This window comes from Manganibacter manganicus (assembly GCF_002075885.1).
Taxonomy (GTDB): domain Bacteria; phylum Pseudomonadota; class Alphaproteobacteria; order Rhizobiales; family Rhizobiaceae; genus Mesorhizobium; species Mesorhizobium manganicum.
This window is the reverse complement of the sequence record NZ_MDET01000004.1, coordinates 72,501-94,250: the sequence shown is the minus strand read 5'-3', so window position 1 is coordinate 94,250 and position 21,750 is coordinate 72,501. Positions and strand designations below refer to the sequence as shown.

The 21,750-nt window shown below is 59.7% G+C and carries 24 protein-coding genes; 12 read left to right on the top strand and 12 right to left on the bottom strand.

Annotated features, from left to right (window positions below):
- Window positions 1–5 precede the first annotated feature (5 nt).
- From BFN67_RS04085 to BFN67_RS04075, 3 genes are all read left to right on the top strand, one after another.
- Complete coding sequence (locus BFN67_RS04085; RefSeq protein ID WP_080918332.1) at window positions 6–167, top strand: type II toxin-antitoxin system HicA family toxin; 162 nt, start codon at window positions 6–8, stop codon at window positions 165–167.
- A 29-nt stretch (window positions 168–196) separates the two neighbouring features.
- Window positions 197–406 carry a type II toxin-antitoxin system HicB family antitoxin gene (locus BFN67_RS04080; protein ID WP_080918331.1) on the top strand — a complete coding sequence of 70 codons (210 nt, stop codon included), beginning with the start codon at window positions 197–199 and terminating at the stop codon, window positions 404–406.
- 381 nt (window positions 407–787) lie between these two features.
- Window positions 788–1,204, top strand: a complete 417-nt coding sequence (locus tag BFN67_RS04075; protein WP_139789022.1) for a hypothetical protein — start codon at window positions 788–790, stop codon at window positions 1,202–1,204.
- 57 nt (window positions 1,205–1,261) lie between these two features.
- Here BFN67_RS04075 and BFN67_RS04070 read toward each other — a convergent pair whose 3' ends face one another.
- Complete coding sequence (locus tag BFN67_RS04070; protein WP_245295147.1) at window positions 1,262–2,095, bottom strand: lytic transglycosylase domain-containing protein; 834 nt, start codon at window positions 2,093–2,095, stop codon at window positions 1,262–1,264.
- Window positions 2,096–2,262: 167 nt separating this feature from the next.
- Here BFN67_RS04070 and BFN67_RS04065 point away from each other — a divergent pair, with 167 nt between their 5' ends.
- Window positions 2,263–2,844, top strand: coding sequence for a methylated-DNA--[protein]-cysteine S-methyltransferase (locus tag BFN67_RS04065; RefSeq protein WP_080918329.1), 582 nt, complete (start codon window positions 2,263–2,265; stop codon window positions 2,842–2,844).
- A 12-nt stretch (window positions 2,845–2,856) separates the two neighbouring features.
- On the opposite strand, the gene BFN67_RS04060 is transcribed toward BFN67_RS04065, so the two are convergent.
- Window positions 2,857–3,297 carry a hypothetical protein gene (locus BFN67_RS04060; RefSeq protein WP_342587434.1) on the bottom strand — a complete coding sequence of 147 codons (441 nt, stop codon included), beginning with the start codon at window positions 3,295–3,297 and terminating at the stop codon, window positions 2,857–2,859.
- A gap of 143 nt (window positions 3,298–3,440) precedes the next feature.
- Between BFN67_RS04060 and BFN67_RS04055 the strand changes: the two genes are divergently transcribed.
- Window positions 3,441–3,653 (top strand): cold-shock protein, encoded by a 213-nt coding sequence (locus BFN67_RS04055; protein ID WP_080918328.1) that lies wholly within the window; start codon window positions 3,441–3,443, stop codon window positions 3,651–3,653.
- A gap of 222 nt (window positions 3,654–3,875) precedes the next feature.
- Here BFN67_RS04055 and BFN67_RS04050 read toward each other — a convergent pair whose 3' ends face one another.
- Together BFN67_RS04050 and BFN67_RS04045 are read right to left on the bottom strand one after the other, a co-directional pair.
- On the bottom strand, window positions 3,876–4,487 hold the full coding sequence (locus BFN67_RS04050; RefSeq protein WP_080918327.1) for a glutathione S-transferase family protein: 612 nt from the start codon (window positions 4,485–4,487) through the stop codon (window positions 3,876–3,878).
- Window positions 4,488–4,562: 75 nt separating this feature from the next.
- A complete protein-coding gene (locus BFN67_RS04045) occupies window positions 4,563–5,432 on the bottom strand; it encodes an EAL domain-containing protein (protein WP_080918326.1) in 870 nt (289 codons plus the stop codon).
- Between the two features lie 227 nt (window positions 5,433–5,659).
- Between BFN67_RS04045 and BFN67_RS04040 the strand changes: the two genes are divergently transcribed.
- Window positions 5,660–6,862: a pyridoxal phosphate-dependent aminotransferase gene (locus BFN67_RS04040; protein WP_080918325.1), complete on the top strand. Its 1,203-nt coding sequence runs from the start codon at window positions 5,660–5,662 to the stop codon at window positions 6,860–6,862.
- A gap of 54 nt (window positions 6,863–6,916) precedes the next feature.
- On the opposite strand, the gene BFN67_RS04035 is transcribed toward BFN67_RS04040, so the two are convergent.
- Together BFN67_RS04035 and BFN67_RS04030 are read right to left on the bottom strand one after the other, a co-directional pair.
- Window positions 6,917–7,312 (bottom strand): (R)-mandelonitrile lyase, encoded by a 396-nt coding sequence (locus tag BFN67_RS04035; RefSeq protein WP_080918324.1) that lies wholly within the window; start codon window positions 7,310–7,312, stop codon window positions 6,917–6,919.
- Between the two features lie 64 nt (window positions 7,313–7,376).
- On the bottom strand, window positions 7,377–8,963 hold the full coding sequence (locus BFN67_RS04030; protein ID WP_080918323.1) for an ABC transporter substrate-binding protein: 1,587 nt from the start codon (window positions 8,961–8,963) through the stop codon (window positions 7,377–7,379).
- Window positions 8,964–9,213: 250 nt separating this feature from the next.
- Here BFN67_RS04030 and BFN67_RS04025 point away from each other — a divergent pair, with 250 nt between their 5' ends.
- A complete protein-coding gene (locus BFN67_RS04025; RefSeq protein WP_080918322.1) occupies window positions 9,214–11,265 on the top strand; it encodes an elongation factor G in 2,052 nt (683 codons plus the stop codon).
- Between the two features lie 899 nt (window positions 11,266–12,164).
- Here BFN67_RS04025 and BFN67_RS04020 read toward each other — a convergent pair.
- Entirely contained in the window at window positions 12,165–13,055 is an 891-nt protein-coding gene (locus BFN67_RS04020) for a LysR family transcriptional regulator (protein WP_080918321.1), read from the bottom strand.
- A 65-nt stretch (window positions 13,056–13,120) separates the two neighbouring features.
- Entirely contained in the window at window positions 13,121–14,095 is a 975-nt protein-coding gene (gene trxB, locus BFN67_RS04015) for a thioredoxin-disulfide reductase (RefSeq protein ID WP_080918399.1), read from the bottom strand.
- A gap of 259 nt (window positions 14,096–14,354) precedes the next feature.
- Between trxB and BFN67_RS04010 the strand changes: the two genes are divergently transcribed.
- Window positions 14,355–14,834 (top strand): Lrp/AsnC family transcriptional regulator, encoded by a 480-nt coding sequence (locus BFN67_RS04010; protein WP_080918320.1) that lies wholly within the window; start codon window positions 14,355–14,357, stop codon window positions 14,832–14,834.
- Window positions 14,835–14,896: 62 nt separating this feature from the next.
- Here the strand turns inward: BFN67_RS04010 and BFN67_RS04005 are convergent, their stop codons facing one another.
- Complete coding sequence (locus BFN67_RS04005; RefSeq protein ID WP_080918319.1) at window positions 14,897–15,466, bottom strand: D-sedoheptulose-7-phosphate isomerase; 570 nt, start codon at window positions 15,464–15,466, stop codon at window positions 14,897–14,899.
- Window positions 15,467–15,479: 13 nt separating this feature from the next.
- Window positions 15,480–16,973: a D-glycero-beta-D-manno-heptose-7-phosphate kinase gene (gene rfaE1 / locus BFN67_RS04000; protein ID WP_080918398.1), complete on the bottom strand. Its 1,494-nt coding sequence runs from the start codon at window positions 16,971–16,973 to the stop codon at window positions 15,480–15,482.
- Window positions 16,974–17,130: 157 nt separating this feature from the next.
- Here rfaE1 and waaC point away from each other — a divergent pair, with 157 nt between their 5' ends.
- Window positions 17,131–18,117, top strand: coding sequence for a lipopolysaccharide heptosyltransferase I (gene waaC / locus BFN67_RS03995; protein ID WP_080918318.1), 987 nt, complete (start codon window positions 17,131–17,133; stop codon window positions 18,115–18,117).
- Window positions 18,118–18,139: 22 nt separating this feature from the next.
- On the opposite strand, the gene greA is transcribed toward waaC, so the two are convergent.
- Complete coding sequence (greA, locus tag BFN67_RS03990) at window positions 18,140–18,613, bottom strand: transcription elongation factor GreA (protein ID WP_080918317.1); 474 nt, start codon at window positions 18,611–18,613, stop codon at window positions 18,140–18,142.
- A 183-nt stretch (window positions 18,614–18,796) separates the two neighbouring features.
- Entirely contained in the window at window positions 18,797–19,147 is a 351-nt protein-coding gene (locus tag BFN67_RS03985; protein ID WP_192856760.1) for a DMT family protein, read from the bottom strand.
- Window positions 19,148–19,310: 163 nt separating this feature from the next.
- Between BFN67_RS03985 and BFN67_RS03980 the strand changes: the two genes are divergently transcribed.
- The 3 genes from BFN67_RS03980 (at window position 19,311) to BFN67_RS03970 (ending at window position 21,742) form a co-directional block, all read left to right on the top strand.
- Window positions 19,311–19,736 carry a DUF3775 domain-containing protein gene (locus tag BFN67_RS03980; RefSeq protein WP_080918316.1) on the top strand — a complete coding sequence of 142 codons (426 nt, stop codon included), beginning with the start codon at window positions 19,311–19,313 and terminating at the stop codon, window positions 19,734–19,736.
- Window positions 19,737–19,834: 98 nt separating this feature from the next.
- Window positions 19,835–20,734, top strand: coding sequence for an extensin-like domain-containing protein (locus BFN67_RS03975; RefSeq protein ID WP_139789021.1), 900 nt, complete (start codon window positions 19,835–19,837; stop codon window positions 20,732–20,734).
- Window positions 20,735–20,830: 96 nt separating this feature from the next.
- Complete coding sequence (locus BFN67_RS03970; protein WP_080918315.1) at window positions 20,831–21,742, top strand: extensin-like domain-containing protein; 912 nt, start codon at window positions 20,831–20,833, stop codon at window positions 21,740–21,742.
- Window positions 21,743–21,750: the final 8 nt, after the last annotated feature.

Below are 21,750 nucleotides of genomic sequence, written 5' to 3'. Positions count from 1 at the left end.
GATTGATGCTGAAGGATAGCCGCGATATCATCAAGCGGTTGCAGAAGGATGGCTTTGCGCTGGCATCTGCGCGTGGCTTCCATCACAAATATCGCCACGCCGATGGGCGGACGATGATCGTGACACATCCTCGCAAGGATATACCTGCCGGCACGGTGCGTTCTTAGCACAGGCCGGATGGCCGAGGGATTGGCCAATGACCCACTATATCGCCCTCATCCATAAGGACGCGGACAGCGGCTATGGTGTGTCCTTTCCCGATGTGCCAGGTGTCACCGCCGTCGCCGATACGCTCGATGAGGCGCTGCGGGAAGCCTCAGTCGCCCTCGCGTTTGCCTTTGAAGATTGGCAAGGCCACCTGCCTTCCCCGCGCACGCTCGACGTCTTGCGGCAGGATGCGGATTAAGCGCGGAATCGGATAGAAAATCCAGAGCCCCCGTCATCAATACGGGGATAAAAATATCGTCGACATCAATTAAAAGTATTTTGTATCAATATCTTACGAAATTGTTTTTTCTTTCCGCCGCCTTTTTATCCACACCCGGCATCCTTCCCCCATAATCCGTCGCAGCAGCTTGCCAGCGGGAACGGGTGTGCACACTCGAGCATCCAGGCAAGTGTGGCGCCGGGTGCGTTATCCGTTGCAGTGAACGGAACCGCCCGGCCCGAACCGGACTTGAGATGCTCGCGTCCTTTCATTCAAGGGCGATGGGCCGGGAAAGGTAAGGGTAGAAACGCCGGCGGCGCATGGCGGAGCGTCACTACTTAATCAATCAGGCGCAATGCCATGCGTCGCTTCCCGCAACCCGGCGCGAAAACGCCGGGAACGCCGAACTGCGCCCGAAATCCGCGCAGCCGGCTTAACCCCAAACCTTCAAGCTTGAAAGGAAAATACGTGTCAAGAAAATCAAAATCGGAATTCAAGCCCAATCCCGAAGCCGATGCCGCGCTTGGCCGTATTACCGATCTCATCCATCAGCTCGCCGGGGAACTCGCGGGCGAACCACTGACCAGCGACGGAACGGTAAAGGGCTATCGCAGTGTACCACTGGCACTCGCCATGTTTTATTGCCTGTTCCTGATCCCACATCGAGACCTTCATGCGCTCTTCTTCACCGAAGGCTCATGCAAAAATTTCAAATGCAAGCCTTATGAACCCGGTCGTTTCAAGGACAGCCAAATCCTGTCTATTTTCAGGACCTGACGGCAAAGCATCGGTGGAAAAGCCAACAACGAGACGCGAGGTCATGATCGCCCGCGCTCAGGCGCCCGGCGTCGTGGAAACGAAGGCCGGCACCGGCGCTGTCACAGGCGTGACCGGCACATCGATCTGCCCGGCCACTGGAATAAGGCTGGTCGTGTCAGATTTCATGCGGTGGCGGTCCCGGCCCAGTCCGGTTTCGTCCAGCAGGCCCTTGCGCTTGGCGGCATAATAATACCCTGTCTGGTAGAGCCGGTCGGCGCGGCCGGCATCACCACCCGCCACCAGCCAGGCCCCGCGCAGATATTTCACCGCATATTTCAGGTTGGTTTCAGGATCGAGCAAGCCTTTTGCCGGCCCGTCATAGCCCATGCCGCGCGCCGTCGCGTGCTTGATCTGCATCAGCCCCCAATGGCCGCGATTGTAAGCGGTCGGATCGAAGGTGCTTTCGCGCTTGACGACATGGCGCACCAGTGTTTCAGGCACATCGTAAAGCGCGGCATATTTGGCGATCAGCCCGTCGATGACACCATGACTTGCGCCTCCGGCAGCGGCTTCGGGCGCGGCCATGGTCGGAGTTGCCGGAAAAGCGGCCAGTTGCACGCCGGCATCCGGCGTCGACCCGGCAAAGGCGGCGGGTGCGGGAATTGTCGCGGCCGCCGGCTGCGCGGCGGCATCATTGCGCGCCACGGCAACCGCACCCGCGACATCGAGACCGGAAGACGTGGGCAGCACGGCCACGGTTTCAGGCAGAGACAGCGTCGACCCGGCATCTTCACCGCCATTGGGAGCGAAACTGGCCTCGGTCTTGACCGGCATCGTCGAGGTGCAGCCGCCAAGAGCCACAGCAGCCAGGAGCGCGCAGATCGGAAATATGTGCTGTCGTGCCGGCAAGCTGCGCTCGGGTTCGTTGGTGGGGTCGTGAAAACTTCCTTACATGAGCCGGTTGAATCCGGCAATCGGGGGGCGGGCTTTGAGGAAATGCTTTGCTTTCGGGTGGTGAAACCGGGCTGTTCATGCCATACTGTTCCCGATTTGTACCGGAAAAATGGAGACCGGACATGAGCGATGCAGGAACCAGCGGCGGCGAAACGCTCGGCACGGCGGTATTCGAGACGGCGCTTGGCTTCATGGGCCTTGCATGGAGCGCGGCGGGCCTTACCCGGCTTTGCCTGGCCGAGTGGAAGCGCGAAAACGTCGAGCGCAGGCTCATGCGCATGACCGGAATTACGCCCGGCACTGCCGCAGAGCCGGAATGGGTCGCGAGCCTGATCGCATCCATCAAGGCCTATGCGCGGGGCGAAGCAGTGGATTTCTCGGGCGTTCCGGTCGATCTGGCCGGGATCGATGATTTCCGGCTGGCGGTCTATACGGCCGCGCGCAAGCTCGGCTTCGGCGAGGCGGTCACTTATGGCGAACTGGCCAGCCGCGCCGGCCATGCCGGCCTTGCCCGCGAGACGGGTGCCGCGCTTGGCGCCAATCCGGTGCCGCTGGTCGTGCCCTGCCATCGCATCCACGCGACCGGAGGCAAGATCGGCGGTTTTTCCGCGCCTGGCGGCTCAACCGCCAAAGAGAAAATGCTGGCGCTGGAAGGCGTGCATCTCGGCCCGCCGCCCTCGGCGCAAACGGCATTTGCCTTTTGATGGCGTTTCAGGTCAAGGCCGCAGGAAGCGGCGGAAACGGTCGTGCGGTTCATGAACCTTGCATTTGAAGACCGGGCAAGCCCTGGCGTCCGCGCTTGGCACGAAGGCGCGATCCAGAACCTCGCCCCCGTTGCAGAAGCGGGCGCTGGCGACATAGCGGTCATAAAGCGTGAGGCTCGGATTGCGCGGCGAAGGGTAACGCAGGATCACCGCGCCCTCGCTGGCAATGGCCGCATGGACCCGATCACAGCTCGTGCGCGTCGGGTCATGGCGCGAAATCGCCAGGGCCTGGCCGGCCATCACGCAGAGACAGGCGGTCAGCACTGCGGTTTTAACGGCAGGAGATTTCATCGGCATATGCTTTGCTCTGTGATGTTCCGGCTCAACGCGCCGCACCGGCAACAGTTGCACGGCGCATTCGGCTTCGGCCTTGTTTTTGGCGTAAAGGGCCATTATATGGGCTTCATTGATATTTCGGCCGATCGATACGGGCCACGCGTTCTTCGCGTTTGCTGACGTCTATCTCCAAAATCTCGATACCCGTCGGAAGGGCTGTGGCCCGACCACAAACAAGGCAGACACGAAGGACTATCGAAATGGCAACAGGAACGGTCAAGTGGTTTAATGCCACCAAGGGCTTCGGCTTCATCCAGCCCGACGCCGGCGGCCCGGACGTTTTCGTCCACATCTCCGCTGTCGAGCGCGCGGGCCTCGGCTCGCTGGTCGAAGGCCAGAAGATCAACTACGAGATCGAGCAGGACCGCCGCACCGGCAAGTCGTCCGCTGGATCTCTGAGCAAGGCAGCCTGATTTTGCAAAGGGCGCGCGTCGGGCGATAGCTCGGGGCGTGCGGCAAGTCACGGATGTACTGGCGGTCGTGCGTAAAGCGCGCCGGAGTGTGAAGGAACCGACAAGCCGAAGCAGCAGATTGCCTGCCGGCCCGACCCAATCGCTCCCATCAGGCTACCAAGCCTTGTTCGAAAGGCGGGAAATTTCCCGCCTTTTTTGATTCCCGAAAGTTGGGTGGACGGCTCAGGGAAGCCATTCCAGTGGCACATGGCCTGGATCGGCCCTCACCCGCTTCAGCCATTCCGCCACCGCCGGATAGGTGTCGAGCTGAAAGCCGCCCCGCTCCGCGGTATGTGAATAGGCATAGAGCGCGATATCGGCCACGCTGATGGCGTCGCCAGCAAAGAAGGCATGATCGGCAAGATGCCCGTTCATCACGCCAAGCGCCTTGTTGCCGCGCTCCAGTGTCGTGGCAAGCCGTTCCGGCGTCGCATCCCTGGCTCGTTCGGGAACGGTCAGAAGCATCTTGCGCACCGCGATATAGGGCTCGTGGCTGTACTGCTCGAAGAACAGCCATTGATGGACAAGCGCCCGCTGATAACTGTCGGCCGGGACAAACCGGGTGCCTTCGCCGAGATAAAGCAGAATGGCGTTGGACTCGGCCAGACGGCGCCCGTCGTCCAGTTCCAGCAGCGGCACCATGGCGTTGGGATTCTTGGCGAGATATTCCGGCTTGCGCGTGCCGCCGGTATGCGAGTTCACCTCGACATGGGTAAACGGAATGCCGAGCTTGGCCATCAGAAGCCGTGGCTTGTAGCAATTGCCGCTATCGGTCATTCCGTAAAGCTTGGTCATGGGTCGCCTCCTGATGCGGCGCCACTATTGCGCTGGCGCCATGGCCCGATCCAGTCAATTCTTGTGAGGTGTCGATCAACGAAACTGGCGTTTTCGCCGCAGCGGAACGACATTGTCGCCTTCCGCCAAGATTGCCGCGATTTCCAATGCGTCGTCGCGGAAAATGGTGCCGGCAAGTGCCGGTCGCGCCATCAAAAAGCCCTGCAACAAATCCGCGCCGCTATCAAGCGCCAGCCGCAATTGCGTGGGTTCCTCTATGCCCTCCACCAGCACCTTGGCGCCCTGTCCATGCAACAGCGCAACCAGCGAACCGAACAATCTGCCGGCCGCCGCGTTGCCGCACAGTTGCGCGAACCAGTGTCCGTCGATTTTGACGATGTCGGGCTCGACAAGCCGAAGTCTCTCGTCGGTCGAATGGCCAGCACCGAAATCGTCCACCGCGATACGAATGCCGTGGCGGCGCAATTCGTGCACCAGCGCACGCAACACACCGGCATCCGGCGCACCTTTTTCGGTGATCTCGCACACCAGCATGTGCGGATGCAGATCATACTCCTCAAGATGATACGCCATGAAACGGATCTCGGCGAGCGCCCGCCGCGGATCGTCGTTGACACGCGGATCGTAGTTGAAAAAGAGATCGAAGCCCTCGGCGCCGACATTGCGGAAATTGTGCAAATGCAGGGTTCGGCACATGTTTTCGACGAAGAGACGATCGGCTGGCTCAATTCCGGCAAAGAATTCCGTCGCCGGCGTAGCCTTGCCGGCAATATGCGGCTCGATCAAAGCTTCGACCGCAACCGGAACCAGTTGTCCACCACATGGCCTGAATATCGGCTGATAGGCACTACGCAGCCGAAACGGATCATAAATGCCATACTCGAGCCCTATCTCGTCAGCAAAGATCGCATCGGCAACATTATGGCGTCCGCGCCGGTTTCTCATGCCTGGCTCTCTCCAGCCAATCCTGCGTGTGGGCTCGATACCAAGCGGCAAGATACCCTCTTCCGACAATCGGCAATTCGGGATCCTACGCAGATAACATTTTACCGCCCGTTAATGCCCAGGCATCCGGCTGGAACAAGCGACAATACTTGCACTGACGCCATCGATGGGACAATAGAAACCGCGCAGCCGCTTTTGGCCGCGCCATCCTCAGGAGACGAACAGTCATGGCCTTTCTCGCCGATGCCCTTTCGCGCGTAAAACCCTCCGCGACCATCGCGGTCACGCAGAAGGCGCGCGACCTGAAAAACGCCGGACGCGATGTGATCGGGCTGGGCGCCGGCGAACCGGATTTTGACACGCCGGACAACGTCAAGAACGCGGCCATCGAGGCGATCCGCCGTGGCGAGACGAAGTACCCGCCTGTTTCGGGCATCGTGCCGCTGCGTCAGGCAATCGCGGCAAAGTTCAAACGCGAGAACAATCTGGACTACAAGCCGGAGCAGACCATCGTCGGCACCGGCGGCAAGCAGATCCTGTTCAACGCCTTCATGGCAACGCTGAATCCCGGCGACGAGGTCATCATTCCGCGCCCGTACTGGGTCAGCTACCCCGAGATGGTGGCGATCTGCGGCGGCACTTCCGTATTTGCCGATACCGGAATTGAAAACGGCTTTAAGCTAACGGCGCAAGCGTTGGAAAAGGCGATCACGCCGAAGACAAAATGGCTGTTGATGAACTCGCCGTCCAACCCGTCTGGTGCGGCCTATACCGAGGCCGAACTGCGCGCGCTGGCCGACGTGCTGCTCAAGCACCCGCATGTGTGGACGCTGACCGACGACATGTACGAGCACCTGACCTATGGCGATTTCGTCTTCAAGACCATCGCCGAGGTCGAGCCGAAACTCTACGAGCGCACGCTGACCATGAACGGCGTGTCGAAGGCCTACGCCATGACCGGCTGGCGAATCGGCTATGCTGCCGGCCCGCTGCCACTCATCAAGGCGATGGACATGATCCAGGGTCAGCAGACATCGGGAGCCTGCACCATCGCGCAATGGGCATCGGTGGAAGCACTCAACGGCCCACAGGATTTCGTCAGAAAGAACAAGGCGATTTTTCAGGCGCGCCGCGACCTCGTCGTGTCGATGCTGAACCAGGCGCGCGGCATTACGTGCCCATCACCCGAGGGTGCCTTCTACGTCTATCCGTCTTGTGCGGCGCTGATCGGCAAGAAGACCGCGCAGGGCAAGGTCATCGACAATGATGAGACCTTCGCTGCGGAGCTTCTGGAAGCTGAAGGCGTGGCGGTAGTGTTCGGAACGGCGTTCGGACTCGGCCCGAATTTCCGCATTTCCTACGCCACCTCGGAGGCGCTGCTGGAGGAAGCCTGCACACGCATCCAGCGCTTTACCGCAAGCTTGACGTAAAGTTGGCGGCACGAAGAAAGACTCAAAAAAGCCCGGCTCGAGCCGGGCTTTTTCTCATCCGCCATATTGATCGTCGGTAACCTTTTCCAGCCAGTCCACCGGGCTGCCATCCAGCGCCTCCTGCATGGCGATATGCGTCATGGCAGTGTCCGGTCCAGCCCCGTGCCAGTGCTTTTCGCCCGGCGAAAACCATACCGTATCACCGGCCCTGATCTCGCGGATCGGTTCACCCCATACCTGCACCCTTCCTGCACCCGAAGTTACGTAAAGCGTCTGGCCGAGCGGGTGCGTATGCCAGTGCGTGCGCGCTCCTGGCTCGAAACTGACCGAAGCTGCACGCAGCCGCGCCGGCGCCGCCGCGCTGATGATCGGGTCGATCCTGACCCCACCTGAGAAATAGCTGCCTGGGCCGACAGCGCTTGGCACGCTCCCGCAAGGGATGATTTTCATGGCGACTGACCTTTCTTTCCACCGGGCCCGCACAACCTGCCGGCCCGCGCGACGACCTGCCTGCCTATGCTTTCACCCAACATTTGATGAGCGCGTAGCTGCCCATCAATTCGCCGTTGGGATCGTCCACCCAGCCACCGACCTTCGGCCCGCTGGCATCAAGATAGTTGTTGAACATGGGCACGATCACCCCGCCCTCGTCGCGCAGGATCATGCCCGCTTGCCTATACATCGCCTTGCGCTCGACCTGATCCAGTTCACCGCGCGCACCAATGATCAGCTTGTCGAAATCCGGCCGGAAGAAGCGTGTATCGTTCCACTCGGCATTGGAAAGATAGGCCAGCGAATAGACCTGATCCTGTGTCGGGCGGCCTGTCCAATAGGACATGGAGAACGGTTTCTTGTTCCACACCTCCGTCCAGTAACCATCCCCCGGCTCGCGCTTGATGTCCAGCGTGATGCCGCATTTGGCGGCGCTTTGCTTGTATAGCAGCGCGGCGTCGACTGCGCCGGGGAAAGCCACATCGGAGGTACGCAGCAGGACCGGTCCCGAATGGCCGGACTTCTTGTAATGGAAGGCCGCCTTGTCGGGATCGTATTTGCGCTGCTCGATATCGTCTGAAAACAGCGGGTAACCAGCCGTCACCGGCATGTCATTGCCGACTGTGCCGTAGCCAGCGAGAATGCGCTTCACCAATTCCTCGCGGTCGACCGCATATTTCAGCGCCAGCCGCAGATCGTTGTTGTCGAACGGGACGGTATTACAGTGCATGATGAAGACATAATGCCCCTTGCCCGGCACGTTGCGAATGGTCACGCCGGGCACGCGCTTCAACAGTGAAACGATCTTCGGCTCGACCCGGTTGATGAGATCCACCTGCCCGCTCTGCAACGCGGCCGAGCGCGCCGTAGCATCGTTGATGACCGTAATCTCGATCCGATCGGCATGGCCGCGCTCATCGCGCCAATAACCTTGGTATTTCTCTCCGACATGCCGCACGCCGGGTTCATTGACCGTAACCTTATAAGGACCTGTGCCGATGCCTTCGGTCGGATTGTCCTTGCCGCCGTTAGGCTGGATCATCAGGTGATAGTCCGCCGCCACATAAGGCAGATCGGCATTCGGGTTCTTCAGGACAATGACAACATTGTCTCCATCGGCCTTTATGCTTTCGAATTCCGTGAGGAAGGGCAGCGCCGCAGATTTCGACTCGGCATCGCCGTGGCGCTCGAATGTGGCCACGACATCCTGCGGCGTCAAATTCTTGCCGTTATGAAACGTCACGCCCTTGCGGATCTTGAAGGTCCACACCTTGGCATCAGGCGAGGAACTGTATTCCTCCGCAAGCTTGGGCTCGACGCCGCCGTCCGGCCTGACGTCGAGCAACTGCTCGCCCCAGCAGCGGCCTAATGTATAGGGGATCTGATTCGTCCAGCTTCCCGGATCGAGGCTGTCGGTTGCCCCGCCGCCCACCATACCGGCACGAAGTGTGCCACCCTTTTGCGGTCCTTCAGCCATCGCCGCTCCTGAAAGCAACGCGTTGGCACCAAACGCACCGACCCCGAGCGCGGCAGCCCGGCCAAGGAAATCGCGTCGCGATAATTTGCCTTTGGCGGCGAGACGGCTGAGATAATCGAGTTCTGCTGACATTCGGGATCGTTCCTCTCGGCTGCTGTTATGACCCATATGATTGCGCCTTTTGGTCAGCCTACGGCATACGATGCCATTTTTGAAACATATGTTCTTCCGCCCGAAGGCGTGAAATGCTCCTGCCAGGATGCGTTTCTATTTCTCTTGCCCCCTATGCCAAGCCGTGTGACGATATCTCAGGGCGGGATAGGGCCGCCCGCGACGGTCGCCGGACCGGCCGCCGCTCCAGCAAACTGAGTGGAGGTCAGTCATGGGTAATCGCGCCGGCGGACGACGCTCGGGACCGAAATACATCGCCATCGTCGGTCCCTTCTCGAGCGGCAAAACGACACTTCTTGAAGCCATTCTCGCCCGAACAGGCGCAATCTCTCGTCAGAACGCAGTTTCTTCCGGTAACACGGTCTCCGATTACAGTTCCGAAGCGCGGGCGCATGCCATGAGCGTGGAGGCGTCTTTCGCCACCACTGAATTCATGGGCGAAAGCCTGACGTTTGTCGATTGCCCCGGATCTGTCGAGTTCGCATTCGAGGCTGATCCGGTACTTGCCGCTAGCGATGTCGTCGTCGTCGTTGCGGAAGCCGATGAGAAGAAGGTGCCTGCACTACAACTCATCATGCGGCGGCTCGACGAACTCGGCGTGCCGCGCATCCTTTTTCTCAACAAGATCGACAAAACGGCGGCGGGCGTGCGCGATACGCTGAAGATGCTGCAACCAACCAGTAAGGCTCCGCTTCTGCTGCGGCAGATTCCGCTGCGGAAGGATGGGATCGTCATCGGCTCCATCGATCTGGCTTTGGAGCGCGCTTACATCTACCGCGAATATGCAGAAAGCGAGGTCGCTGAAATTCCGGACGACGAGAAGGCCCGCGAGATCGAAGCTCGTTTCTCCATGCTGGAGACCCTTGCCGACCAGGACGACCAGTTGATGGAACAACTTCTGGAGGAGATCGAGCCGCCGAAAGATAGCGTCTTCGACGATCTTGCTGCCGATTTGCGTACCGGCGCAGTAACCCCTGTGCTGATCGGCGCGGCGGAAAAGGGCAATGGCATCCTGCGTCTGCTCAAGACGATCCGGCATGATGCGCCGGGTGTCGAGGCAACGCGGCAACGCCTCGGCGCATCTGAAAACGGCTCGGCCGTTATTCAAGTAATGAAGACAATCCATACCGCCCACGCCGGCAAACTGTCGGTATCGCGTATTCTTTCCGGCGAGATCGGCGATGGCGCCGAACTCTTTCTCTCCAATGGAGAGTCCAACAAGATCTCCGGCATTTATCGTCTGCTCGGCAAGGATCAATCCAAGCTCGGCACCGCGCAGGCGGGCGATACGGTGGCGCTCGGAAAACTGGACGGCGCGTATACTGGCCAGACACTAACCACGGCAAAAGGCGGCATGGCATCCCTGGTCACGCTCACGCCACCACAACCGGTATATTCCTTTGCGCTGCGTCCCAAGGATCGTAAGGACGATGTCAAGATGTCGGCTGCCATTCAGAGGTTGGCAGAAGAAGACCCCTCACTCACCCTCACGCACAACCAGGATACGGCCGAAACCATATTGTCGGGGCACGGTGAAATGCACCTTCGTGTGGTTCGGGAACGTTTGGAGGGCAAGAACCAGATTGCGGTGGAAGGCTATACACCAGCCATTCCTTACCGCGAAACCATCCGCAAACCCATCGAGCAGCGCGGCCGCCACAAGAAGCAGTCGGGTGGCCACGGCCAGTTCGGCGACGTCGTCTTGCAGATCAAGCCATTGCCGCGCGGTTCCGGCTTCCAGTTCACGGATACGATCACCGGAGGTGTGGTTCCCAAGACCTATATCCAGTCTGCCGAAGCCGGTGCGCGCGATTACCTGAAATGCGGTCCGCTCGGCTTCCCGGTCGTCGATGTCGCCGTCAATCTGTCAGACGGATCCTACCATTCGGTCGATTCGTCCGACATGGCCTTCCAGATGGCAGCCCGGCTCGCCATGAAGGAAGGCATGGCGCAGTGTTCGCCGGTTCTGCTGGAACCGATCATGAAAATTCGAATCGCCACACCTTCCGATGCGACGGCAAAGATCATCGCTCTTGTACCGCAGCGGCGCGGCCAGATTCTCGGCTATGACGCACGGGCGGACTGGGCGGGCTGGGATATGGTCGAGGCGACAATGCCACAGGCGGAGATCGCCGACCTCATCATTGAACTGCGTTCAGCGACAGCCGGTGTCGCCAGTTATGAAGCCAGCTTCGACCACATGGCCGAACTGACCGGGCGACTTGCCAACGATGTGATGAATGCAGCCGGCAAGGCTGCATGAAACAGAAATGAGCCCGACCGATGAAAATTGAAAACGCAAGCGTGGCGCGGTCCTTCACACTCGCTTGCAAATGCATGATCTTGCGCGCGTCCTTATTCCAGAACCGAATCCGCTTCCGGATACACGCTCTATGACAACGGCGCCCGGCTCGGCCGGACGCCGTTGTTGCGGACCGTTTCCGAGGGAGGAACGGCAGGTCCGCCGCGTCGTTCCGCCGGCGCGCAGCGCTGCAGCGGAAAACAGGCTGGACGCGGCCGCCGCCTGAGCCCGACCCAGCGAGTGATGCCCCCATCCCCCGATAGATCAGACCGCGTCCTAGTCATCCTGTAGCCGAGATCAGCCGCTCGCATCATGTTACCCGAGGTTACACGTCACGGTTACGCGTGAATTTATCGAATTGTAGGAAAGAAACTGAGAGCGATACCAGCAGTGACGCGCTCGGCCAACGGCAATGTCTGAGGCGTCCCTCCAAGGACGGATGCACCCATCAGCCTGGAAACTGAAGGCCCCTATCAAACAGAGGAGAGCAACAAAAAAGCCGGATCCAAGAAGACCCGGCCAAGTTTGTTGGAAGTGCCCGCTAGGGCTAAACCTCCAGAGGGGAACACTCGAGGGCGCTAATGGGAGGAGAACGCGCCCTGGAGATAAATGATATATGTGCTCTCCCCTTCCGATAAACAAGCACCTATTTTGCATTGCACGCATGCATAAAGGTTGAGGCTGTGGTCCAATACCTTTTTGCAAGAAATAGAGCCAGAAACAGACGATAAATCGGTTAAGTCGCAGTTAAGCGCGTCGCGATCTTGCAGAGCGTGCCTAAATGGGATTTGTCGCACCCTCATGCCCATGGCACGCAGGCCTGCGACTGACGTGAAACAGGCGGCAATTTCGCGTCTTGTTCAATAGGCCCAATTGCGAGCCTTGGCAAACATGAAGTCACGGAAGGCTTTCAACTTGGCCTGATTCTTCATGGCATCGGGGTAGACGAAGAAAGTATCAAAGGACGGGCCCTCAAGTTCCGGCAGGATCGATACCAGACCGGCATCGGCCATATAATCGGGAAGCATCGCTATGCCGACCCCGCGCTTGATTGCCCGACGAATCGACATCAGGTCGTTGATTTGCAGTACCGACGGGCGTTTGAAGCCGTCCGGCCGGCCAACTGTCTCCAATGTATTCAGGCCGGCGAGATAAGGCGGCACCGGCTCGCCAAAGGTAACGATGCGGTGGCGGTCCAGGTCAGCGGCGGATTGCGGCGTTCCGTGCTTGTCGAGATAATCCTGGGAGGCAAAGACGTGCAGATGCACGGTGAACAGCCGCCGCTGAATCAGATCCGGCTGTTGTGGTTGGCGCAGCCTGACCGCACAATCCGCCTGCCGCATTGTGAGGTCGAGTTCCTCGTTGGTCAGTACCAGTTGCAGATTGATTTCCGGGTAGAGGTCGAGGAATTCCTTGGAGCGTTCAGTCAGCCATCCGGTGCCGAGGCCGACGGTGGTGGTTACACGCAACACGCCGGTGGGCGCGTCCTTGCCTTCCGTCAATCGGAGGCGAATATTTTCCAGTTTCATCAGCACGTCATGGGCGGTGCGAAAAAGCATCTCCCCTTGCTCGGTCAGCACCAGTCCCCGCGCATGCCGGTTGAACAGCGGCACGCCGACATCGTGCTCCAGCGCGCTTACTTGTCTGGAGATTGCCGATTGCGACAGATGCAGCGTCTCCGCCGCATGCGTGAAGGAGCCGGCCTCCGCCGCAGCGTGAAATACGCGCAATTTGTCCCAGTCTAACGCCATGATTCCCCTCGTTTCTTCTGGCGACCAGTCGAAGGATCAAGCCAACGGCCGGGGCACTCTACGGCTTATTCCGCCGCTTCCCTGTGAACCTCTATGCCAGCCAGATATTTTTCCGCTTCAAGCGCCGACATACAACCGAGCCCAGCCGCGGTGACGGCCTGGCGATAGATATCGTCGGTCACGTCGCCGGCGGCAAACACGCCGGGTACGTCGGTGGCCGTCGAATCGGGAGCCGTCCACAAATAACCATTCGGCTTCTGCTTAAGCTTGCCGGCGAACAGTTCCACCGACGGCGCATGGCCGATCGCCACGAACACACCGTCCACCACAAGCGACGTTTCCTGCCCGCTCGTCACGTTCTTGAGTTTCAGCCCTTCAACCGAAGGTGGCAGCGGGGTCTTGCCCGGTCGCCCGGTGATCTCCTCCACCACGCTATCCCAAATGACGCGCACATTTTCCTTGGCCAACAGCCGCTCGCGCAGGATGCGTTCAGCCCGGAACTCACTGCGGCGATGAATGACGGTGACGCTTTTGGCCAGATTGGAAAGATAGAGCGCCTCTTCCACCGCGGAATTGCCGCCGCCCACCACCGCCACGTCCTTGCCGCGATAAAAAAAGCCGTCGCAGGTGGCGCAGGCCGAGACTCCGAAGCCCATAAAAGTCTGCTCGGAAGGAATGCCGAGCCATTTGGCCTGCGCCCCGGTCGCGATAATCAAGGCATCGGCGGTATAAACCGTGCCCGAATCGCCGATGGCACGGAACGGCCGAACATCAAGATCGACTTGGGTGATAATGTCGTTGACGACATCAGTGCCGACATGCTCGGCCTGTTTCAACATCTCTCCCATCAGCCACGGCCCCTGGATCGGATCGGCGAAACCGGGATAATTTTCGACGTCGGTGGTGATCATCAACTGTCCGCCCTGCTGCAAGCCCGCTACCAGCCGCGGCTTGAGCATAGCTCGTGCAGCGTAAATCGCGGCCGTATAACCGGCTGGGCCGGAGCCGATGATGAGAACTGGCGAATGCTTGGCGATCATGGAGCAGCCTTCCGCGACGGGCCGCTCAAGCGGCCTTCCAAAATGGTTCTGGATACGCAAGGCAATGTAGGTGCTTGCCGCCGGGCCAGCAAGGCGACTTGCAAAGTGTCCCCGGAAAGCTGCGGCGATTTCACCGGGCCAACATACCGTGAACGCAGCCGAACCGAACCTTTTTCGTCTGGAAAGGGGATGGCGGCAGGTAAAAAGTCGTTTAAATGGCGGGAGCTGCGAAAGAATCTTGCGCACCGTAGGGATATCCATGCTGCAAAAGGCCGATCTCGATGCCCTCGACTGGAAAATACTGCGCGAGTTGCAGAATGACGGGCGGATGACCAATGTTGAATTGTCGCAACGTGTCGGCATATCCGCCCCGCCTTGCCTGCGGCGGGTGAGGCAACTGGAAAAAGCCGGTATCATTCGCGGCTACCGCGCTTTACTCAACGCGCCGGCACTTGGCTACGATGTCGTTGCCTTCTGCCTCATCGGCTTGAAGCATCAAGCAGACGCGGAATTGAAAGTGTTTGCGGAGCGCACCCGCAATTGGCCGATCGTGCGTGACGCCTGGATGGTTTCAGGCGAGTCCGACTTTCTTCTGCATTGTGTGGCACCTGACCTTGGCACCTTCCAGGGCTTTGTGATCGAGGATCTGACCTCGGCACCCAATGTCGATACGGTGCGCACGGCGCTGACCATTCGCAAGGTGAAGGAAGAAGGACTGGTGCGTATAGGTCAAAGTTAGATTTTGGCCCGAGGCGTCTGGCAAATCCATCCGTCATTGAAGGACATGGCAGACTTTGGTTTCTATCCACACAGCCGCGCTTCCACCACTTCGCACAGATGGTGATAAAGGCACAAATGGCCCTGCTGGATGATCGGCGTCTCCGCCGAAGGCACATTGAGCAGAATATCCGCCAAAGGCTTCAGCCTGCCACCCGTATCGCCTGTCATGGCAATCACCGCCATATCCATCTCACGCGCCTGCTCGGCGGCTGCCAATATGCTCGGCGAATTGCCGCTGGTCGAAATTGCAAGCAACACGGCCCCCGGTCCGCCATGCGCCTCAACCTGACGTGCAAACACCGTGTCGAAGCCGTAGTCGTTGCCCCAGGCAGTCAGCACCGCGGCATTGGCCGGCAGCGCGATCACATTATAGGCCTTTCGTTCACGCAGGAAACGCCCGACCAGTTCCCCGGCAATATGAAATGCGTCACTTGCCGAACCGCCATTGCCGCAAACCAGCAGCGCCTTGCCTTGCGACAGCGCAGACACGATAGCCGCGATGGCCCGCTCCATCTCATCTGAGAGATCCCGCTCAGCGATTGCGGCAAGGGCTGCCGCGGAGCGGTTGAGATAATGGTTCAGTGCCGACATGAGTGCTCCGATTTCATGGCGCGGTCGGTTCGCCGCGCAGCTTGCCGATGGTTCCGGTTGTGCTGCGGCCATCGACCAGGTCGACCAGCACGACGCGTCCGCCATTTTTTTGCACCGCGTCTGCGCCGACCACCTGGTCGAGGCTGTAATCCGCGCCCTTGAAGAGAAGATCGGGCAGCAAGGCCTCGATCAACCTGATTGGCGTATCGTCATCGAACACCACCACAGCATCGACGGAAGCGAGCGCGGCCAGCACACAGGCCCGGTCGCGCTGATCGTTGACCGGTCGTCCCGCCCCTTTCAGGCGGCGCACAGAAGCATCGCTGTTCAGACCCAGGATCAGCCGGTCGCATTGGCTGCGGGCGCTGTTGAGCAAGCTGACATGGCCGGCATGCAGGATATCGAAGCAGCCATTGGTGAAACCAACGGACAGTCCTTCCTTTTTCCAGCCGGCGGCCAGGCGCACGGCCCCGTCCAAATCGAGGACGGCATCGCGATGCGCCACCGGCCCGTGTGTTCGCAACAGCGCGCCGAGTAATTCGTCGGCGCTAAGCCGCGCCGTTCCGCGCTTGCCGACCACGACGCCGGCCGAGGCATTGGCGATGGTTGCTGCCATCGCACGTGATGCGCCGGCTGCCAGCGCCAGTGCGAAGGAGGCGATGGCCGTATCGCCCGCACCCGTCACATCGAAAACTTCGCGCGCCTGCGTGGAAAGATGCCGCGCATCCTCTGCGCCGACCACGCTAATGCCCTTTTCACTACGCGTGGCGACGACAAACTCGAAATCATGTGATGCAATCAATTCACGCGCGGCCGCTTCGATTTCTGTATCACTGAAAACAGAGCGGCCAACCGCCTCGCCCAACTCCTTGCGGTTGGGGGTAATCGCTGTGGCGCCGGCATAGTGCCGATAATCGCGCCCCTTGGGATCGACCAGAACCGGCTTCCCGGCTTGTCGGGCAAGCGCAATCAACTCCGCCGCCACACCATCGAGCAACACGCCCTTGCCATAGTCCGACAGGACAACGATGTCTGCCGTTACAAGAGCCTCCGAAAAGCGTTCCAGCAGCAAGCGGCGCGCATCAGCGCCAAGGGGCCGGATCTCCTCCTCATCGAAGCGCAATATTTGCTGGTTAAGTGCGCTGAAACGACTCTTGCGCGAGGTTACGCGACCCTTCTCGCGCAAAACCGCCTCAATACCGATGCCGAGTCCGGCCAGAACCTCGAGGAGGTTCGAACCTGCCGCGTCCTCGCCTACCGCCGAAACGGCAATGGCGCTGCCCCCTAGGGAAACGATATTGGCCGCGACATTGCTGGCGCCGCCAGCTGCCAGCGTTTCACCGCGGGCATGGAGCACGGGAATTGGCGCCTCGGGCGAAATGCGTTCTATGGCTCCATTGACGAAGCGATCGAGAATGAGGTCCCCTGCAACCAGCACGGTCATGCCGGAAAAACCGGAGACGACACGATGCAAGCTTTCGGGCAGCGAAAGAGGCCGTTCGTTCATGTCAGCCGCAATGCCTCCAGGCTCCGCATCCGATTCAGGTTCATGTGCGATGGCGATATACTGCAAATGGCGCCGCCGCAATAATTTGGGGGCTGCCGTTGCCCTGATGCAACTGTTTTATCGACAGTCACTATGGCCTTCTTTATAAGCGCCCCGCATGAAGGTGCTCGTCGTCAAGACGTCGTCGATGGGCGACATCATCCACTCCTTTCCGGCCATTGAGGATGCGCGCCAGGCGCGACCCGACATCACTTTCGACTGGTGTGCCGAGGATGCTTTCGCCGGTATTGCCGCGCTGCATCCGGCTATCCGCATCGTCTACAAGGTCGCGCTGCGCCGCTGGCGCAAGGCGCTTCTCAACGGCGACACCTGGCGCGAGGCAGCAGGCCTGCGCAAGGCGCTGCGTGCCGAAAACTATGACCTCGTCATCGACGCGCAGGGCTTGATGAAATCAGCATTCATTGCCAAACAGGCAACCGCGCCAATAGCGGGCTACGACCGGCCAAGCGCCCGCGAGCCGTCGGCCGCGCTGTTCTACGACCGCCGCTATACCGTTTCACGCGACCTCCACGCTATCGAGCGTACACGCCGCCTGTTCGGGTTGGCTCTCGGCTACGAGCCGGACCTTTCGCGGCTGGATTCCGGCATTATGTCCCCCAGCCTCCAGACTGACGCACTGCCTCAAAGAAGCGTGTTCCTGCTGCATGGCACCAGCCGCGAAGACAAGAAGTGGCCTGTCGAAGATTGGATTGAAGCTGCCCGCCTTCTTGTCGAGCGCCAGATGATACCTGTGGCCACATGGACCGATGAGCGCGAACATGGCGTTGTCCAAGCTATCGTCAACGCCATACCGCAAACAATTCTCGTGCCAAAATCGCCACTTATGGAGATTGCAGCCAAGCTCGGCCAGGCGGCGCTGGTGATCGGCACGGATACCGGCCTTACTCATCTGGCCAATGCTTACGGCCTGCCGACAGTCGCCGTATTCCTGACGACCAAGCCCAGTCTCGCCGGCCCGCTCGGTCCCTTTTCGTCATCGCTGCTCGCAGGCCCGGACGGACGTGTCGCCCCCGCCGCAGTCATTGCTGAAGCCGACCGCCTTGTGGCGCTCAAAGCGAAGGCCCGTGCTAAAACGGCCGGCTGACAAGAAGGCCTCTCAAGGCCGCTCAGACCCAACGCACCTTGACGATCTCATAGCCTCGCGCGCCGCCCGGTGCATTGACCTCGATGGCATCGCCGACTTCCTTGCCGATGAGCGCGCGGGCGATGGGTGAGGAAATCGAGACACGCCCCAGTTTCACGTCGGCTTCCTGATCGCCAACGATCTGATAGGTCTTCTCTTCTTCGGTGTCCTCGTCGACCAGCACGACAGTCGCCCCGAACTTGATCTTGTCGCCGCTGAGTTTGGAAACGTCGATGATCTCGGCGCGTGCAACGAGGTCTTCCAATTCGCCGACCCGGCCTTCGTTGAGACTCTGAGCTTCTTTGGCGGCGTGGTATTCGGCATTCTCGGAAAGGTCGCCATGCGAACGGGCCTCGGCAATCGCCTCGATGATGCGTGGCCGCTCTTCCTGCTGGCGCCAGCGCAACTCTTCCTTAAGCGTTTCGAAACCCCCACCCGTCATCGGAACCTTATTCATAACCTCACCTTTCCCGCGGCAATCCCGCCCCTGGCGGCTGCAACCCGTAATGGAGTCAAAAAGAAAACGGCCCCATAGCTTGCCGCCAATGGCACCGTCTTAATTCGGTTTCACCTGAATATAGCAATCTTTATGCGCTTTTCACGCTTTAAAAAATTGTTTGCGACGATTCTCCTTTGTAACTCAGCCCTTGAAAATAAACGCCGCCCCACCGGCAATCAGTGCGAAACCAATGGCGTGGTTCAAGGTCAGTGGCTCCTTCAGGTAGAGCACGGAAAAGATTGCAAACACCGTCAGTGTCACCACCTCCTGGATGGTCTTCAATTCGGCCGGCGAATAGGCATAGCTGCCGATGCGATTGGCGGGAACCGCAAACCAATACTCAAAGAAGGCGATCATCCAGCTTACGATCACCGCGAGATAGAGCGGCGAGGCGCGAAAACGCAGATGACCGTACCAGGCGAAGGTCATGAATACGTTCGAGCAGACGAGCATCAGAATCGGCAGAACTCGGGGCGACATAAGCATGGCCATGGGAGAATCCATTGAAGGAAAGTCAGTGCCATTTCATGCCAATCGGTTCACCTGTCAATCAGCCCTCGATCTATGCCTCCTGCAATCAAAATTGCAGCAGTGACGGCAGCCGCAAATCGGCTATCATCCATCCGTCTGAGATCGCGAGTGGAAGGATCGCGGCGTGCACCGACATACCGAACCGCAATGGGATCTTTCGATCGGCCCCGACACGGTTCGCCTTTTCATCCTGAAGGCGAAAGCCATCGGCGCCGCGCTTGGCGACACCCATGCCGACGGCAGCGAGCATGAGGTGGAATTCGACGGAGACGGCCACGACAACCACCACCATGACGGGCTTGCCGAGGAAGAAGTGGAGAACCTAACCGGCGAGGAATTGCGCGAACTGATCGAGGACCTCAACATCGATGAGAAGGCGGAACTGATTGCACTCGCATGGATTGGTCGTGGCGATTACAGTGCGTCGGAATGGGGCGACACGCTGGCCGCCGCGCGCGAGCGGGTAAACCGGCGCAGCACCCATTATCTGCTCGGCATGCCTCATTTGGCGGAATGGCTGGAAGAAGGCCTCGAAGCCATCGGTGCGTGACGATGGCGTTGTACTTCCAAATTGTAATCTTACTTAACTCATTGTGATCGTTTCACTTGTTCACCTCTGCAACCCTACCCTCCTTTCACCGTTGATGGATGATGGCGGCGTTTCAGTTTTTTCCTCCCGTATCGTTTACTTGGCTTATCGTCATATTGGGTGCCCTGCTTCTGCCCGCGCCAACTTCAGCGAAAACGTTAAAGCTGCCGGCTTCGGCGCCCATTCCCGAAATGAACCAACAACCAGAGTCACTGCCTCGGGAACCGCCTTTGCCTCAAAAGCGTCCGGCGGGCGAGGATAACCTGATTCGGACGCCCGAAGCCGCGCCACAACCGCCCGAGCAGCCGAAAGCGGAGCGCCCGGAAGAGCCACCGCCTCGTCCTGAAGCCAAGCCGGAGTCAACAAAGCAAAAGCCTTCCGATCCTCGTGCGCTTGAAATCCCTGCTGCAACCATGCCAGCAAAGGAGACTGCCTGTCGCGAGCACCTGAAGGCATTGGGGGTCGAGTTCGAGGAGAGAAAGGCTGAACATGATTCGAAAGTCGGATGCTCGATCCCCTATCCCATCCTCGTAGAGACCCTTGGCGCATCGGTGGAAATCAAGCCCGCGGCGGAGCTGAACTGCCTGATGGCAGAGACAGTGGCCCGGTTTCTCGTCGATATCGTCCAGCCCGCGGCAAAGGATGAACTCGATGCGGAGGTCAAATCGGTGAACCAGGCATCCGCCTATGTTTGTCGTCCCCGACACGATGGAGGCAAAATTTCCGAACACGCATTCGGCAATGCGCTCGACATAGCCGCATTCAACCTCACGGATGGAGCGCGGGTGGAGGTCAGCCCCGTGCCGCCGAAAAAGCATGGAAAATTTCTAGACCGTGTGCGCAAGGCCGCATGCGGCCCATTCAAGACCGTACTCGGCCCCGGCGCCGACTCGGATCATGCGCAGCATTTCCACCTGGACCTGGAACCACGACGCAATGGCGGCACATTCTGCCAATAGGCGCTGCCGCATTTCAGCCGCAGCCATGAATAGCGGCGCAGAGCTTTCTTTACCCTTGGCGGCTAATCTCTGGTCCCAGGACAGGGATTTTGACGAATGGCCGTATTGTTTCGCGCCGTCCACAGCGCGCCGCAACAACAAAGCGCCAAGCGAAGGGCCGGCCTAGGCGCCGTCACAGGTCTTGTGATTTGCGTGGTTTCGGCCTGCACTACCGGCAACGTATTCACGCTGGAACCAGCCGTCGATGTCGGCACAACGACCGCCGCCGTGCCCGACTTCGCGCCACCGACCGCCCCCGAACCTGTCGTCACGGTAGCCTCAATATCCCCTGCACCCGCCACCCCCGTCGTACCGGCACCGATCGCGGCGCAACCGGTGCCCATCAACGAGCCGGTCGTGATCGCTGGTTATCCGCATATCGACAACCCGGCCACTCCTCCTGTCGAACCCCGAATCGAAGCGCTTCCGACCGAAGAGATCGATTGCCGCAAGGAATTGAAGCGACTACGTGTCACCTATACCGACGTTGCCCCGATCCACGGCTCCGGACAGTGTGGAATTGCGCATCCAGTCAAGGTTTCGGCCATCGGCAGTATCGAGATGAAGCCCGCCGCGACACTCACCTGCGCCATGGCGGTCAGTTTCGCCTCATGGACCCGTGATGAACTGGTACCAGCCGCGCGCTGGCGCTATTTTTCCGGCGTCAAGACGATCCATCAGGGGTCGAGCTACTCCTGCCGCAAGATTGCTGGCGAGCGCACGCTGTCGGAACATGGCAAGGGCAACGCCCTCGACGTGATGAGCATCGATCTTACCAATGGCAAGGAAATCGACGTGCGCAAGCCCGGCCTGTTCGCCTTCCGCACGCGCGGCTTTCTCAACACTGTGCGCGCCGACGGTTGCCAGTATTTCACCACGGTGCTCGGCCCGGGCTACAATTACGATCACCGCAATCACTTCCATTTCGACATCAAGAACCGCCGTAACGGCTACCGCGCCTGCCGTTGAAGGCAAAA